Here is a 16,673-nt window from a genome sequence, read left to right as displayed (position 1 = left end):
CTTTAAATTCTACAAAGGACTTTGGATCAAAATTCTTAGGATCTACAAATGTTGAAAAAACATTTGTAAAAATTTTAAATTCATCAGCAATTCTTATATCGTATCCATAAGAAGAGGTTCCGTATGAAATCACATTTTTTGTAACAAGAGTTTCAGAAAAAGGCTCTATCATCCTTGCCTCAAAAGCCATTTTCTTAATCCACTTATCGTTTTTTATTCCCATTTATTAAATTTAATTAAAATAAAAAGGGGAAGGGGAAATTTTTTATAATCCCCTTCCCCCACAAATTTACTTTCTTTCTCAGTAACTTGAAAAGGAATAAAGAATACTTATTGAGGTAAAGAAATTACTTTGTTTTCCTGTAATGAAATAGGGACCATTATATAAAATATCAGGAGAAGCCTGAGCATCTACTCTTAAATTACCCCTCTTATAAGCAAAACCAAGGGCAAGTGGAAGTAGATCCTGTGTTGTAAGACTTAACTTTCCAGTTGGAAAAGAGAAGTAATCATCAGTATAACTTCCCCAGAGATCTTTTCTTGCTGCAAGTCTCAAAAGAAAGTATTTTCCAAGGTCTGCTTCAAGTCCTGTAACTGCTCCAAAAGAAAATCTTCCCTGTTTACCAGCATCACCATAATCCCAGGAGGCACTTGTAATCTGAAATCCTAAAATAAAGTTTAAGACATCTATAGGCTGGGTGTTAATTCCAATATTGAGTCCAAAACTTGAAAATTTATCAGTAAATTCAGAAGTCTGCCCACCCGCTCTTTCTTCTGTGGAATTATCAGAGGTTAAAAAGTGAAAACCAACTACAAGTGAAGTGTATTCTGAAAGGGACCTCATATATCTTGCATCAAAAGAAATATCAGAAGTTCCTTTTGCTTTTGTTGTATCACTAGGTATGGCGCTCTTTACATCAAAAGAGTGAATGTTAAATTTAAAAGCTGCATCAATAAAGTCGGTTTCGGAGAGATAAAAGGTAATGCCTGGATTTAAGGAAATTATGTTTGCACTTTCCTTATTTTTAAAACCAGCACCTGTTGTATCTTCATAGGTTCTACTGTAATTTCCAAATCCAAAATTGAGTCCAAAACCAAGCTTTTCACCTAAATATTTTCCATAAGAGAGCATAAAACCTTTTATAGTTCTGTAAGGATATGTATATACTGGAATATTTAAATAAACTCCAAACACACCCTTTGAATGGTTTTCTCCAAGACCAAAATAACCTTTTAAGTAAGCATTACCTGATATAAGTGTATTTTCATCATAAGCCTCAAGAACAAGATAACCAGGAAAAGAAAGAATCTGGGAAGGATATGTAAGAGCAAGAGCATCATCCTTTAAAAAATCAGCCACTCCACCAAATGTAGTCACTCTTGTCTCTGTAGCAAAAAGCACTCCTAAGAGGAGTGCAAGAGCTCCTAATATTTTCCTCATATATTACCTCCTTTTATTTTTTTATTAATTATGGCCCCGGGTGGACTTGAACCACCGACCTTACGCTTATCAGGCGTACGCTCTAACCACCTGAGCTACGGGGCCTAAAATTTTATAAACTTGTAAATTTTATTGTTTAATTTTATATAATAAGTTCCTGACTTAAAATTATTCAAATTCAAAACCCTTTCTTTAGAAGAAATATTTCCAGAAAGCAATCTCTTTCCAGTTATATCGTAAATTCCATAATTTATAGAACCTCTAAATCCTTTTATTTCAAGATTATTCCTTACAAGTGGAGTTACGTATAACAATTTTACATCCTCACTATTTCTTTCAGCTACAGAAGTTACACCTATAATATAAAGTCCCCTTCCCATCTCATATATAAGAACATAACCACCTTCAAGAGCAAAGATGCCAACAGGTGCTTCAAGATTAATAGGAACCGAATTTATATTTCCATCTGGAATTTTTCTGTAATAAATATTTTTTTCTCCAGTTTGATTGTTAAGGAAAAGAGAATAGATGAATCCATCATAGGATAGTGAAGAATGAATAAGAATTGATGAGTTATTCGGTCTTTTAATAGCCGTATCTATTGTTGAGTTATTTAAATCATAAGACATAAGATAGTTTTTAAAGGTATTAGAATAAAATACAAAGGGAGAACCTTTTACATAGTATAACTCACCTGCATCAGGTAAATATGTTAAAGCTGAAAAATTTAATCCATTAAAACTTGCATATAGAGTGTCACTTTCTTTCAAAACAAAAATTGTATCACCTTCACCAGCTACACTTCTTATAGTACCAGAATAAATTGTGTCAAAAGTAATTCCACCATCTGATGATTTTATGAGAGTTGAATCATTCCATAGATAAAGAGTATTTGTATTTGAACCAGGTAATATATCGTAATAACTTAAAAGAGAACCATTAGAATTTTTTAAAGTAAAACTTTCACCCGCATTATTTGAGAAAAACAAAACTCTCTGGAAAGGAGAAGCAAATATTCTGAATTTAGATGTTAGAAGATAAAGGCTTTTTGAAGAAAAATAAAAATTTTCAACAAGATTGTTACCAAAGAAAATTAAATTACCCTTAAAAGGAAGCTCAGAAAAACTACTATTTATAAGGTCAAAACTTCTATAAACAATTCCTCCATCTGTAATTAAAAAAGTTGTGTCTTTCTTTGATGTAACCTGTCCTGGTCCCAAAAGTAAAACTGCCTTTAAACGATTCTTATACCTTGTCCATGTATTTCCCCTGTTAACAGTGTAATAAACCCCATCATTTGAACCAATATAAAAAGTATCATTCAATTTTGAATTTCTATAGGTGGGTTCAAAGAAAAAGGGAACTAAAGTGGTATCAAGATAGGAATAAGAAAAATTATTACCAAAGGTTCTATAAGCTTTAAAAATACCTCTATCAATTACAGAAGATATTAAAAAGGTATCTGAATTTAAAGGTAAAATATCTATGATAAAACCAGGATAAAGAGGAAAATTTGGTATTAAATTTACATTATTCCAGGTAACACCAGCATCTGTAGTGTATAGAACACCGCCTGATGCAGGATCTAAAAATATAACATTTTGATTCTGAGGAGCAAATCTCAAGGAATAAATATCTCCAGAAAAGGGTAAATTGTAAGCAGAAAAATTGTTTCCACCATCAGTTGAAATCAAAAATTTAGTCTCTTGACCATAAGCTGCAATTGCAACCACCTGTTGGTTAAAGGGGAAAATATCCATAACATAGTTATAATTACCCTGAATCAAATAATTTTCAAGATCTCTAATAAAATTAAAATTATAACCGCCATTATCTGACCTTAAAAGAGAATCACCGGAAATCATATAAATTGTTGAACCAAGCGCATCTAAAGCTCCAATTTTTGAATTTAAACTCACTATATTTAACGTGGCAAAATTATCATCAGTAAAGTAAAAGGACAAGGTATCCCTCAAAAGAAGAAATGTGTTAGATGAAATCATTACCCCGCTTTTACCGAACCTAAAATTTAATCCTGAATACGGTATAGCAATCTCAAAAGTATCACCAGCAAAAACATTCTCACTTTTATGATACTCTAAAAAAGAAGGCAAAACCACCTTTTTTAAATTAACTTCAGAAGTTATAGGATATAAAATTATTCCACCCTCAGGTCCTATGTAAGTAAGAGGATAGAAAGAATTTATTTTTAAATTTGAAAAATTTCGCAAATCCCATTTCCATAAAATCTGCTCTCTCCTGAAATTTAAATCTACATTTATTATATTAAAAGCTAAAAAAATAAAAAAATTCATAATTTTAAAGTTGTTTTTTTTGGGGATTGAACCCTTAATAAACTTTTATATTATAATAAGAACAATGAAAATTTTCAATACTATAAGTAAAAAAATTGAAGATTTTATTCCCTTGGAGGAGGGGAAAGTTAAATTTTATTTCTGTGGAATGACTGTTCAGGATTCACCACACCTTGGCCATTTGAGAGCATTTCTATGTGCTGATATTCTTGTAAGGTTCTTAGAATACAAAGGTTATAAAGTTAAATTTGTTTTAAATATTACAGATATTGATGATAAGATTATTCAGAAGGCAATTAAAGAGGGAAAAGATTTTAGGGAAATAGCAGAAAGATATGAAAGTGAATTTTTTGAAGTAAGTGAAAAGATGAATTTAAGAAAAGCTGATATTTACCCAAGAGCAACTCAACATATAACTGAAATTTCCGAAATTATAAAAAAATTGCTGAATAAGAATCTTGCCTACGAATCTGAGGGAAATATATGGTATGATGTTTCAGAATTTGATGAATATGGAAAATTGTCGGGTAAACCCTTAGAGGAACTTGAAAAAGGAGCGAGGGTTGAACCAGACCCAACAAAGAAAGATCCCCTTGATTTTTCTTTATGGAAAAAGAAAAAAGAAAATGAACCTTTTTTTTATTCACCCTTTGGAGAAGGTAGACCCGGATGGCATATAGAGTGTTCTGCAATGAGTATGAAACACCTTGGTGAAACAATTGATATTCATGGAGGAGGTGAAGATTTAATATTTCCACATCATGAAAATGAAATTGCTCAAAGTAAAGGAGCAACCGGTAAGGAATTTGCAAAATACTGGTTTCACACAGGACTATTAAGAATGAAAGGTGAAAAAATGAGTAAATCAACTGGACTTTTTTTCAGGGCACTTGATGCACTTAAAAGTTATCACCCTGATGTTTTGAGATATTTTTTATTAAAAGCTCACTACAGATCACCACTTGAATATGATGAAAATTCCCTTGAAGAAGCAAAGAAATCATGGGATAAAATAAAAGATATTATTTTTAAAGGGGAAAATAAAGAATTAGAGGGGTTTTCACCTCCAATTAGGGAATATTTAAAAAAATTTGAATCAGCACTTGAAGAGGATTTAAATACACCTAAAGTTTTTGCAATTTTACATGAGTTAAAAAATTTAGCTAATAAACTCTATGAGGATGGTAAAGAAGAATTTTTCGAAGTAAAAAATTTAATGATTTTTATACTTAAAATTTTAGGTTTTAAACTGGATGAGGAAAAAATTAATTCTTCTCTTTTAAATAACCTTCTTTCAACAATAATTGAAATAAGACAACTGCTAAGGGAGGAAAAAATTTTTCATTTAAGTGATAAAATCAGAGAAAAATTAAAAAATTTTGGAATAGAACTTTTAGATACAAAAAAGGGAACAGAATATAAAATTTTAAAATAATTTAGAGAAGTTCTCTTAAATATAAACCGAGATCTTTTCTATTTACACTCTCTGCCCATCTTTTTCCCTCTTCTCCCATCTTCTTTGCAACAGAAGGATTTCTGAGTAAATAAATAATTTTCTCTGCAAGCTCATCTTCATCTCTTGGGTTAACTAAAAAACCTGTAACTCCATTAATTATTGCATCCTTACATCCACCCTCCCCTCCTATAACAGGTTTACCAAAAAAACCAGCCTCTAAAAAAACAAGTCCAAAACCCTCACCCAAAATACCCTTAGATTTTTTTTCAACCCTTGAAGGCATTACAAATAAATCACATATTGAATACCATGCATAAAGCTCATCATCAGAAATTTCTCCTTTAAAAATAACACTTTCTCCCAAGCCTAAAGATTTAGCCATCTCTTCATAATAACTTTTTAAACCCCCAACACCAATTACTATATAAACAGATTCTGGAATTTCTTCCTTAACTTTTTTAAAACTTCTTATTGTTAGATCTACACCCTTATACCTGTTAAACTTTTCTAACCTTGCAACAGTTAAAATAACCTTTTTCCCGCTAACTTCCCTCGAAACTTTTTCAACAATTTCTCTTGAGGGATACCTAATCTCGGGTAATGGATGCCTGATTTTTTTTATCTTTTCTTCAGAAACAAATCTCTTTAAATAATCTTCTGAAAATTTGCTTATTGTTATAACATAATTTGCAAAATTCAAAATATTCTTTATTAACCAGAATCTTCTTTTATCCATAACTTCAATTGCATGTGTCCATTGTATGTATGGAACTTTTAAAATTTTTTTTAAAATAAATGCAGTAATACCACTTAAAACATGCCCTGAATGTATAACTATTTTTTTCTCTTTATTTTTTAAAACTTCTAAAAAAAGAGAAAAGGTTAAAGAAAAAATAAATAAAAAAAGACTTAATTTTTTTGGTAAAAAATAAAAAAATTTATTCAACCTTTTAATTTTATAATTTTGATTAAAATCAAATACTTCTGAACCTTTAAAATAAGGGGCAATTACAGTAAGTGAGTCTGAAGGAAATGTCCCATATATTGAAGAAAGACACCTCGAAATTCCTCCTTTGAAAGGTGGATATTCAGTTGTTATCAATATATAGTGTTTTTTTTCCATTTTTTTAATTATAATATATAAGTCTTATGGTTTTAATAATAATTTTTACCTACTATGCTCTTGAATTTCTAAAGGAATTACCCGATGCAAAAGGAGTATCACTTGGTTTCTCTGATATCTCAGAAAATAATATAAATCTAACACCATTAAATCCCTCCTTAATACCCGATTTTATAAGCTTAAATTTTGGAACCCAAAACTTTGCACTTTTAGCAAATTACTATCTTTTTGGATTTTCTCTTCCCTTTAAAAATATTAAAACGGGTTTCTTATGGATAAGAACCCAGATTGATGAAATCCCAGAATACCCTTTCTTAGAAGAAAATGATACTATCCCTAAATTAAAAACAGGTGAATTTTCAAGTATTGAAGAAGCCTTTTTAATTCCTTTTAAGTTTAAAAAATTAAATCTTGCTTTCCAGTTTAAACTTATTAATAAAAGATTTAAGGATTTAAAAGGAAAGGGAATAGGTTTTGACCTTGGCTTTAAAAAAGATTTTAAATTAAAAGGAATAAACACTTATCTTGGAATTTCTTTAATTGACCCCTTTGGAACTAAAATTTTATGGAACAGAGGAAGTGAAGATAAAGAAAATATTAAAATCTTAACTTTCTTAACCTTTAAAAAAAATTTAAAATTTATAAGTCTCGCATTATCTGGTAAAATCGGATATGATATAGAACTTCTTTATTCATCAGGAATGGAAATAAAAATTAAGGATATTTTTTCAATACTTGCAGGTTATGATAGAGAACCAAGATTCGGAGCTGGTTTTGTCTTTAAAAATTTTGAAATATACTATTCCTTGAGAATTCATGAACTTGGTCTCATAGAAGTAATAAACCTTTCTATAAAAAAATGATTTTATTTTTATTTTTAAACTTTTCCTCAGATTCCCTTTTATATTCAAAGTATGTAAGTGGACACTATTTTTTAACTGATAACAAAAATTTTAGTGTTGCTGAAAAAAATGGATATGCCTTTTTAGTTTTTACAGGATACCCCCATTACCTAAACTCTGATATTTATTATATTTTAAGAACACCAACTACAACCTTTACAGATACACCAATTAAAATTTTTGAAGACCCTCCTTCAACAAGACCGCCTTACGATGGTTCCCCTGTTCTTGTTATAGATTCTTCTTACAATTTCAAACTACATATTTTCTGGAATTCAGAAAGAAATTTAGGAGGATACCCCTTCTGGTGGCAGACTGATATATTTTATTCTTACTCCTCTCCCCCTTATATATATTTCCCTGGTATTGAAAATGTATCAAGGGATACAAATTCCTTTGATCTTTTTCCCAGTGCCACCTGTGACCTTGATAACAGAATCTATGTTGTATACTGGAAAATAAAGCAATGGGAAGAAAGCATTTATTTATCAGAGAGAGATAATTTTGGTAACTGGACCAATAAGAAAATAACTGAAGAAAATGAGATAGCAGAAAATCCCCTTATAATAACTTTAAAGAATAATGATAAGGTGATATTTTACTATGAAGCAATATCAAAAAAAATTTTAGCAAGGAAATTTAAAAATAACATTTTTCAGGGACCCTTTGAAGTTGCAAGAGGATATGACTACTCTGTGAATTTTACCGGTATTGAATTATATATAACTTACATAAGGAATGATTCCCTTTTTTTAAAAATAACAGATTACAGTTTCAATACAAAAAATAATTTATTTTTAGATGAAGGAGAAGGTTTTTACCTTAAAAATCCAACTTCGATTTTCTTCTTTGACACCCTTTTTATTTTTTATGAAAAGGGAAATAACATAAATAGTGATATTTACCTTATAAAATACAAAAATCCTTTAATAGAAAAAAAATTATTTGTCACTTCTCTTGGAAAAAATGAAATTCCGATACCCCTTATCACCTCAGAAAATGAATTTTTTGTTTTTTTTCAAAGCGATAGAAGTAAATATACAGAAACACTTCCCTATGGCTTGAGTCATATCTACTTTAAAAAGAAAACATTTACCTATACGAGTAAAAAAGATAAAGAAAAATTTTTAACTTTTTCATTACCCACTGATAAAAAAGAAATAGAAATCTATAATATTTCAGGGAGAAAAATTAAAGGAAAATTTAAAGATGGAATTTATCTTTTAAAAAATAAAAAAGGAGAAAATTTTAAATGTATCTTGTTTTAATAATTTTCTTAAAAACAGGAATTTTTCTTATTAATGATAACATAAGGGATAAAATTAAGATATATAGAGAGGGATACTTTGGACCTTATAGAATAGCAATTGGAGAATCTAATTTTAATTTTGAAAAAAATTTAACTAATTCAAAAAATCTTGATTTCTATGGAAATATTTTAAAAAAATTAGCCTTAAATCCTTCATATATTGAAGAGTTTAAAAATGTAAATCTGACAAGTTTTTTAGAAACTGACACACCCTTAAATTTACCTAAAAATTTAGTTTTAATTTATACAAAAGATGAAGGACTTTACTCAATAAAGGGATATATGTTATCTTCAAAAGGAATAAATCTTGATACAGTTAATCCAAATTACATAACAATTTTAGGAAAAGAGGGAAAATTACCTATTATAACAAAAGGTTTAAATGATGGTAAATTTGATCCTTTTGATGAAATAATTTTTTATGCAAAAAAGCTAAGTGGTAAAAATTCTTTTTATGACCTTTATTCCTTTGAAAATATCTATATTCTTTTCTTTAACAGAAATCCGAAAGTGGAAATACCAGAAGAAGATGCAAAACCAGATAATGACACTTCATATATAAATAGTGGATTTTTCAAATTCCATTTTGAAGAGGAAAGATATTTTCCTGATCTTGACCCCGCTCATTCTGATACAGAGGATATATGGTTTTTTAGATATTTAACAAAGTTAAAAGAAGAAACTTTAAAAATAAAAATCCCTTTAGCAATTGATTCTAATCTTTATAAACTAAGATTAAATTTTGATTCAGAAGAAACTCAAAGTATAGACTGGATTCATAAAATTTATTTAAAAATTGGAAAATATTTTATTGACAGCTTCATTTATAACTCAAGGAATCCGTATACCATAGAAGTAAATGTAAAAGGATTTATTTTAAATTCTGATTCTTTATTTTTTATATGGGAAAAATCAGATATACCAAATTATTTGAATTATATAGAAATTGAGGGAGAATTTTTGCTTAATTCAAATAAATTAGATAATTTAAAATTTGAATTAAAGAATATAAATAAAAATATTGTTATAAAAGGTTTTAAAAATAAACCTTTATTCTTTATAAATATAAACAAAAAAAATTACAAAAATTTTGAAATCATAAGTTATATTGAAAATGGTAAAACCTATTATGGGTTAAAGGCAAAAATAGATGAAAATTTACCCTCTTTATTTTTTGTAACAGATAAAACTTTATCACCTGATTCTATTATTTTATACAGGATAGAAAAAGATGTTAGAAAGGTAAGTGGTGCCAATGCAATAATTTTATATCATCCTGAATTTAAAGAGTTTGCTGACTCATTAGTACTATTCCACTCATCTCCTAAGGGTGGTAACTATAATATAAAAGCCTTTTCAGTCAAAGATATTTATGTTCAATTTAACTATGGGATAAAAAGTCCCTTTGCAATAAGAAAATTTCTTAAATACTTTTATATAACAAAAGAGCCAAAATTTAATTATTTAATAATCATAGGTGATGCAAGCAAAGACCCAAGAGATATTTTAAAGGGTATTATGAAAGATAAAGTTCCAACCTTTCTATTTCCTTCTACTTTTCAACAATTCCAATCTAACGCTATATTTACAGGATTTTTCTCCTCTGATTTTTACTATTCAAACATAATAGGTGATGACCCATTTCCTGATATAGTTGTTTCAAGAATTCCAGTTCAGAATAAAATTGAAATGAAAATTGTTTTAAGAAAAATAAAAGACTATGCAGATAAAAATTTAGGTATATGGAGAAGGCATTTTATTTTAGCAACAGAAAGAAAAACAGGTCAAGGAAGTGATATATACACACAGATAAATAACTTTCTAAAATCCTTGATGAAAAAAGGAATGACTTATGTTGAACCTGATGAAAACGAAACACCTGAGAATTTAATTAATTACCTTTCTGATGGGGCATCAATTTTTAATTTTATAGGGCATGGAGGAATACACACTTTATGGGTAAAAGGTGCATTCAGACAGGAAGACCTCTGGGAAACAACTAATTATAAAAAATGTTATTTCTTTACAGCCCTATCATGCTGGACAGGAGAATTCGGTATGACAGATGCAAGAGCTTTTGGTGAAGAAATTCTCCTTTTACCTGAAAGGGGAGCTATTGGATCAATTTCCCTTTCTGGAAGTGGAAAAGAACCTGGTAATTTAAACTTTGATATAAGTTCCGATTATACAAAATCAATTTTTATAGGTTATTTAAGAAATTCAATAAATAAAATCGGGGACCTTGTTCTTTACTCAAGAATGTATTTACTGTCAAGATTCTCAATTCTTGATAAATTTGTTGAAACAACTTTAAAAACATCAAATTTACTCGGAGACCCGCTTTTAGATTTACCTGAATTAGAAGAGGTAAATGTTAAATCCGATAAAAATTACTATAATCCTTTAGACAGTGCTTTGATTTATGTTCAAAATCCACAAATTGTTTCAGGAAGTTCAGCTTGGGAAATAATCTATAAAAATTTAAAGGATAAAATAATTTTAAGAGAATTGTATACAAAAGCATTTGATAATGGGGAGATAAAAATTAAATTCCAGATTCCTCAAACAATTACAAGGGCAAAAGCAGAAATATACCTTTATGCCTTTGGTTTAAATCCCTTTAAAGAAATAATTTCAAAGGGGAACCTCAGTGTAAAAATTTTAAATGTTGATTCAATATATTTTAAACCGGACATTTACTCAGAAGATACCTTTAGAGTTTATGCAAAATTAAGTGCTTCTTATCCTCTTAAATCCTGTGAATTATGGTATTCTATGAATGATACCTTAAATCCACAAAATTTAATCAGAGTTACAATGTCAAGAACAAGTAGAAATACTTTCAAAACAAATATAACTCTTCCGCCTTTTGATAGAAAATATTTCCACTATGCATTTATTGCAACTGACACCTTCTTTAATAGCTACTTTTCCGATACCCTTTATTTAAAAAATAAAACTTTAGCTGACCTTGTTTTAAAAAAGAACTTAATAAATATAACACCTTCTTTAAAATTTCCTGAAATAAATTTTCCTTTCACAAATTCAGGTGGAAGGGATGCAAATAATTTTTACATTTTTTATATAATAAAAACAGGAAGCTTCTTAAAAAAAGACTCTGTTTTTATAAATACCTTTAAATCACAAGAAACACAACTTCTAAAAATTCCCCTTCCCTGCAGTACTTATTACAGCTATAAAATAATTCTTGATTATAAAAATAGTGTAAAAGAAATAAGTGAATTCAATAATTCAGATTCGGGTATAATAAGGAATCCTTACATATATGTGGATACCTCAGGTTTTAAAGGTAAAATAAATTTTAAAAATTTAAAATTCAATATGGAATTTTATCCATCTAATAATTTATCAATATATGAGTTAAAAAAATTAAAAAATACTTCAATAGAAGATTCTACAATAAAAATTATAGGAATAAAAGAGAATAACAAAGAGGATACAATCGGTAAATTTATTTTTGAAAATATTAATGAAAAAAAAGATGTTATAATAAAAATAGATAAGGACTCCTTATGGCACAAAATTGATTATGTTTATGATAGTTTAAATAATAAAATTGAGTTCTATTTAAATCAAAAAGGTGAAATTGCCCTTTTTAATACAAATGATAATAAAGGTCCTTTAATTGAAGTTTACTATAAAAACAGAAAAATTGAGGAAGAAAAATTCATGATATCAAAAAATCTTGATTTAAAAATTCTTTTAAGGGATTCTTCAGGAATAGACCTTATCTTTAAAAAACCAGAAATAATATTTAATAATTCAAAAATCAATTATGAAAATTCGATGATAAAAAAGGAAAAGGGAGTTATAATAAATTTAAAAGAAGGACCACTTAAAGAAGGCATATACCCGTTAAAACTTTTAGTTTTTGATGCAATGGGAAATAAAAGTGAAAAGGACTTTTTGGTGGAAGTTTTTGTGCCTTTTGATATATTATATTACGGGAACTATCCAAATCCGGCAAAAGAAGGAAAAACAGTTATATTTTATGAATTAACAAAGGAAGCAGAAAAAATGGAAATAAAAATTTATACAGTTTCAGGAAGACTTATAAAGGAATTTATAACCGATGATGAGGGAAGCCCCCTTAATCTAAAGGGAAAACATAAAGTTACATGGAATTTGAGAGACTTTTATGGAAATAAAGTATCAAAGGGAATATATTTTTTACTTTTAAAGGGTAAAAGGGGAAAAGAGAATAAGAAAATCAAGGCAAAAATTGCAGTGGGTGAGTAATGAAGGATTTAAAAGAATTAATTGAAAAAGAAAAAGAGCCTTTAAAAAAACTCTTAATACTTGTAAAGATTTTAAGAGAAAACTGTCCCTGGGATAAAAAACAGAATTTATACACATATAAAAGAGAACTTCTTGAAGAATGTTATGAGGTGATAAGTGCAATAAATTTCAATGATAGGGAAAAAATAAAGGAGGAGATGGGGGACCTTGTTTTAACAGTTTTCATGATGCTTGATGCCATTGAAAGGGAAAACATAGAGAAAAAGGAAAATATTATACTTAATGTTGTAAAAAAAATGATTGAAAAACATCCTCATGTTTTTGAAGGAGAAAATCTTTCAGAAAAGGAATTTTTAAAGAAATGGGAAATTGAGAAAAATAAAAAGGGTCTTGATATAGAGGATAAAGTTTTCCCAGCACTCTTAATGGCAGAAAAATTATCAAAAAGAGCAGGTAGAATAGGATTTGATTGGAGTAATGCTGATGAAGTTTTTAGTAAATTAAAAGAAGAAATTGAAGAATTAAGAAATGCCATAAAAGAAAAAGATAAGGAAGAGATAGAAGAAGAACTGGGGGATATACTTTTTGTATTAACTAATATAGGAAGACACCTCGGAATCTCAGCAGAGATAGCACTTTCAAAGGTAAACGAAAAGTTTATCAAGAGATTTAATGAAATGCTTTCAATTTCTGAAAAAGAGGGAAAAAACTTTTATAATTTAAGTATAAAGGAAATGGATGAATTATGGGAAAAAGCAAAAAATAATTTAAAAAACAAGGAGAAAAAATATGAATAAAAAATATGGAATTTATATAGATGTTCAAAATTTACAGGCAACCTTTGAAAAATTTAACCAGAGCGTAAGATATGATAAATTCCTTGAATTCATAAAAAATAAATATGGCGAACCCTTCAAAGCAGTCTGTTTTGTCCCCTATAATCCAGAGGATCAGCACAGAAAGAGATTGATAGATGCTCTCTCCTTAATGGGTTATAGAGTTGTGACAAAACAGATAAAACATTTACCTGACGGCTCTTTAAAAGCAAACATGGACCTTGAAATTTGTCTTGAAATTGTTAAAGCCTCTGATTATTTAGAACAAATTATCCTTGTTACAGGTGATGGAGATTTTGTTCCCCTTATTGAAGAACTAAACAGAAAAGGTTGTAGAGTTATAACTATAGGACCAATGAAAGGTGCAACTTCCCTTGAACTTATAAGAGTTTCTGATGAATACTACAATTTAAATGAAATAGAAGAAATAGTTATTCCAAGGGGTTCATCTCAGGAAGAACTAAAAGAAGAAATATATTGAAAAAATTTATATTTTTAATTTTATTAATATCCTGTTCAGATAACATTATAATTTTCAAAGGAGAATTCAATACTCTTTTAATTTCAGCCGGTTCTTTAAAAAATGCAAAAAGATTTCTTAAAAAAAATTTTGAAATTATACAGTTTACACCAAGAGAAGAAAAAATTTTAGAGATCTTGGATATTGATTCTCTTGAAAAGGAGGAAAGATTTCTTTATCGCTATTACATCATAATCTCTACCCCAAACTCAAAAAATTTTGATTTATTTAAAAGCATATTCGGTGAAGTTAAAAGAAGTGGAATTTATATAAGAGAAAACCCTTTTTTGAACGGTTCATCGGCATTGGGTATATATGGACAGAAAGAAGAGGAAATTTTGAAAATTATATCAGAAAAAAAGGACACAATTTTCAATATATTTTATAACAGAATTCTAAAAAACTTAAGAGAACTCTCTTATTTTCCTGGTAAAAGAAAAGACCTTTCTGAAAAAATTTTTGAAAAAACAGGAATTAAAATAGAAGTTCCAGTTGGTTTTAACATATTTAAGGAAGGAGAAAACTTCATAATTATAAATGCCCATTATCCTGATAGATTTATTTTATTCTGGAAAATAAATAAAAAAATAAACCTATTACCTGAAAAGATTATAAGACTAAGGGATAGCTTTGCTAAAGATGTTTATGCTGGTGATAGTGTCATAAGAAAATTTGTTAATTACCAGTATAAAAATATAAATGGTAAAAGGGCAATATATATATACGGTGTATGGGGAAATTATAATTTAAAAGTTGGTGGAGGATTTGAATCCCTTGTCTTTGAAAATAATGGAAATACAATTTTTATTGATATTGGTGTTCATGAGCCAAGAAAATGGAAATTGAAATATTTAAAAATGATGGAGTCCTGGGCTTTTTATCCAGATCTTGAAAATGGAAAGAATAATTGAATTCCTTCTTAACCCATTAAATTATGAGGAAAAACCTGAAAAAATAGAGAGAATTGAAACTCATATATCAATTGTTTTTTTAACTGATAAATATGCCTATAAGTTAAAAAAACCTTTAAATTTTGGATTCCTTGATTATACAAGTCTTGAAAAAAGAAAATATTTTTGTGAAAAGGAAGTAGATCTGAATAAAAGAATGGCTGAAGGTATCTATGAGGGAGTTATTTTTATAGGTAAGGAAAAGGGTAAATTATTTTTCAATAAGGGAGAACCAGTTGAATATCTTGTAAAAATGAAAAGGATTCCTCAAGATACACTTTTATCTTATATGATAGAAAAAAATTTAGCAAAAAAAGAGGATTTATATAAAGTAGGAGAATTTCTCGGAGAATTTCATTTAAAGGCAGAAACAAATGAAAAAATAAGTGAATTCGGAAAACCAGAGGTATTCAGGATTAACACCGATGAAAATTTTACTCAAACAGAAGATTTTGAAGAGGATATTTTAAAGAAAAAAGATTTTGAATTTTTAAAAAATAAAACAGAAGAATTTTACAGAAATTATTATGATTTAATGTTAAAAAGAGTAAGAGAAGGTAAAATAAAGGATTGTCATGGAGATATAAGGCTTGAACATGTCACTTTTTTTGAAAATAAAATAAGGATAATAGATTGTATTGAATTTAACGAAAGATTTAGATTCGGTGATATTTTACTTGATGCAGTTTTTTTAAAAATGGAACTTGATATAATGGGAAAAGAAAAACTCGGTGATTATTTTATAAAAGGGTGGTTAAATAAAGTAGGTGAGAACTTTAAAGAAATTAAACCCCTTTATTATTTTTATTTATCTTACAGAGCATATGTTAGAGGAAAAGTAACAGGTTTTCTTTTAAGAGATAAAAATATAAAGGAAAAGGAAAAAATAAAGGAAAAAACTAAAAAATTTTTTATGATGGCTAAAAGTTATATGAAAAAAATTTAAAAAAGGTTCTTTAAAAATGGATTTTCCAGTTTTTCTTTCTCAATATCTGTTTTAGGTCCATGCCCAGGGTAAAGTTCATAATTTGAAGGGAAGTTATTAATTAAGTATAAAAGGGAATTTTTCATGTCTTTCCATGAGCTTTCAGGAAAATCTGTTCTACCTATACTTCCTGAGAAAATTAAGTCTCCACAAAAAATCTTTTCATCTATTTCATAAAGAAGATGACCCATAGTGTGTCCGGGCACATGATGAACCTTAATTTTTATTTCTCCTATATTAATTTCCTCACCACCCTTGAGTAAAAAATCAGGTTTTTTAAAATCTCCAGGATCAAAACCTAAAAAATTTTTTGTAAAATTTCTTGCAGAATTATAAAGATTTAAATCCTTTTCAGGAATATAAACTGGAATTGAATCAATACATTCTATCATAGGAATACCAAGAACATGGTCAAAATGGGAATGGGTAACAAAAACTGCCTTCAAATTTAAATTCCCTTTTATAAGAATTTCTTTAACACTCTCATAACTTCCACCAGGATCAATGATAATAGCATTCTTCTTTTGATCCCAAACAATATAGGTATTTACATAAAGAGGAGGATAAATTACTTTT

General features: G+C 28.3%; 13 protein-coding genes and 1 tRNA gene. 8 read left to right on the top strand and 6 right to left on the bottom strand.

Features of this window, described 5'->3' with window-relative positions:
• The 4 genes from ABIN17_07915 to ABIN17_07900 all read right to left on the bottom strand — a co-directional run.
• Positions 1-223: dCTP deaminase (locus tag ABIN17_07915; protein MEO0284974.1), on the bottom strand; the 223-nt coding region annotated here is incomplete at its 3' end.
• Between the two features lie 78 nt (positions 224-301).
• Positions 302-1,441 (bottom strand): hypothetical protein, encoded by a 1,140-nt coding sequence (locus tag ABIN17_07910; protein ID MEO0284973.1) that lies wholly within the window; start codon positions 1,439-1,441, stop codon positions 302-304.
• Positions 1,442-1,472: 31 nt separating this feature from the next.
• A tRNA-Ile gene (locus ABIN17_07905) sits at positions 1,473-1,546 on the bottom strand.
• Positions 1,546-3,756, bottom strand: coding sequence for a hypothetical protein (locus ABIN17_07900; GenBank protein ID MEO0284972.1), 2,211 nt, complete (start codon positions 3,754-3,756; stop codon positions 1,546-1,548). The genes ABIN17_07905 and ABIN17_07900 overlap by 1 nt, the downstream gene beginning before the upstream one ends.
• Before the next feature lie 64 nt (positions 3,757-3,820).
• On the opposite strand from ABIN17_07900, the gene cysS reads away from it, so the two are divergent.
• On the top strand, positions 3,821-5,191 hold the full coding sequence (cysS, locus tag ABIN17_07895) for a cysteine--tRNA ligase (protein ID MEO0284971.1): 1,371 nt from the start codon (positions 3,821-3,823) through the stop codon (positions 5,189-5,191).
• A 1-nt stretch (position 5,192) separates the two neighbouring features.
• On the opposite strand, the gene ABIN17_07890 is transcribed toward cysS, so the two are convergent.
• Entirely contained in the window at positions 5,193-6,335 is a 1,143-nt protein-coding gene (locus ABIN17_07890) for a glycosyltransferase family 4 protein (GenBank protein MEO0284970.1), read from the bottom strand.
• Between the two features lie 26 nt (positions 6,336-6,361).
• Here ABIN17_07890 and ABIN17_07885 point away from each other — a divergent pair, with 26 nt between their 5' ends.
• From ABIN17_07885 to ABIN17_07855, 7 genes are read left to right on the top strand one after another with little or no spacing between them, the layout of a single operon-like run.
• Complete coding sequence (locus tag ABIN17_07885; GenBank protein MEO0284969.1) at positions 6,362-7,198, top strand: hypothetical protein; 837 nt, start codon at positions 6,362-6,364, stop codon at positions 7,196-7,198.
• Positions 7,195-8,505 (top strand): hypothetical protein, encoded by a 1,311-nt coding sequence (locus ABIN17_07880; GenBank protein ID MEO0284968.1) that lies wholly within the window; start codon positions 7,195-7,197, stop codon positions 8,503-8,505. The genes ABIN17_07885 and ABIN17_07880 overlap by 4 nt, the downstream gene beginning before the upstream one ends.
• Entirely contained in the window at positions 8,490-12,806 is a 4,317-nt protein-coding gene (locus ABIN17_07875; protein MEO0284967.1) for a C25 family cysteine peptidase, read from the top strand. The genes ABIN17_07880 and ABIN17_07875 overlap by 16 nt, the downstream gene beginning before the upstream one ends.
• The gene (gene mazG / locus ABIN17_07870) at positions 12,806-13,603 is read left to right on the top strand and encodes a nucleoside triphosphate pyrophosphohydrolase (GenBank protein ID MEO0284966.1); all 798 of its coding nucleotides are present in this window, start codon (positions 12,806-12,808) and stop codon (positions 13,601-13,603) included. Before ABIN17_07875 ends, mazG begins: the two co-directional genes overlap by 1 nt.
• Positions 13,596-14,123, top strand: coding sequence for an NYN domain-containing protein (locus tag ABIN17_07865; GenBank protein MEO0284965.1), 528 nt, complete (start codon positions 13,596-13,598; stop codon positions 14,121-14,123). The genes mazG and ABIN17_07865 overlap by 8 nt, the downstream gene beginning before the upstream one ends.
• On the top strand, positions 14,120-15,073 hold the full coding sequence (locus ABIN17_07860; protein MEO0284964.1) for a DUF4837 family protein: 954 nt from the start codon (positions 14,120-14,122) through the stop codon (positions 15,071-15,073). The genes ABIN17_07865 and ABIN17_07860 overlap by 4 nt, the downstream gene beginning before the upstream one ends.
• A complete protein-coding gene (locus ABIN17_07855) occupies positions 15,057-16,058 on the top strand; it encodes a gluconokinase (protein ID MEO0284963.1) in 1,002 nt (333 codons plus the stop codon). The genes ABIN17_07860 and ABIN17_07855 overlap by 17 nt, the downstream gene beginning before the upstream one ends.
• On the opposite strand, the gene ABIN17_07850 is transcribed toward ABIN17_07855, so the two are convergent.
• A complete protein-coding gene (locus ABIN17_07850) occupies positions 16,055-16,666 on the bottom strand; it encodes an MBL fold metallo-hydrolase (protein ID MEO0284962.1) in 612 nt (203 codons plus the stop codon). The two genes, ABIN17_07855 and ABIN17_07850, sit on opposite strands and share 4 nt — an antisense overlap.
• Positions 16,667-16,673 lie beyond the last annotated feature (7 nt).

It is taken from the genome of candidate division WOR-3 bacterium (genome assembly GCA_039803925.1).
In the GTDB taxonomy this organism is placed as follows: Bacteria; Hydrothermota; Hydrothermia; order Hydrothermales; family JAJRUZ01; genus JBCNVI01.
Note: the sequence above shows the minus strand (reverse complement) of the source record. Positions and strands in the feature narration are given on the sequence as shown.

Excerpts from the sequence above, each read along its gene's own strand:
- ABIN17_07910 (MEO0284973.1), bottom strand. The coding sequence starts at position 1,441 with ATGAGGAAAATATTAGGAGCTCTTGCACTCCTCTTAGGAGTGCTTTTT.
- ABIN17_07900 (MEO0284972.1), bottom strand. The coding sequence starts at position 3,756 with ATGAATTTTTTTATTTTTTTAGCTTTTAATATAATAAATGTAGATTTA.
- cysS (MEO0284971.1), top strand. The coding sequence starts at position 3,821 with ATGAAAATTTTCAATACTATAAGTAAAAAAATTGAAGATTTTATTCCC.
- ABIN17_07890 (MEO0284970.1), bottom strand. The coding sequence starts at position 6,335 with ATGGAAAAAAAACACTATATATTGATAACAACTGAATATCCACCTTTC.
- ABIN17_07885 (MEO0284969.1), top strand. The coding sequence starts at position 6,362 with ATGGTTTTAATAATAATTTTTACCTACTATGCTCTTGAATTTCTAAAG.
- ABIN17_07880 (MEO0284968.1), top strand. The coding sequence starts at position 7,195 with ATGATTTTATTTTTATTTTTAAACTTTTCCTCAGATTCCCTTTTATAT.
- ABIN17_07875 (MEO0284967.1), top strand. The coding sequence starts at position 8,490 with ATGTATCTTGTTTTAATAATTTTCTTAAAAACAGGAATTTTTCTTATT.
- mazG (MEO0284966.1), top strand. The coding sequence starts at position 12,806 with ATGAAGGATTTAAAAGAATTAATTGAAAAAGAAAAAGAGCCTTTAAAA.
- ABIN17_07865 (MEO0284965.1), top strand. The coding sequence starts at position 13,596 with ATGAATAAAAAATATGGAATTTATATAGATGTTCAAAATTTACAGGCA.
- ABIN17_07855 (MEO0284963.1), top strand. The coding sequence starts at position 15,057 with ATGGAAAGAATAATTGAATTCCTTCTTAACCCATTAAATTATGAGGAA.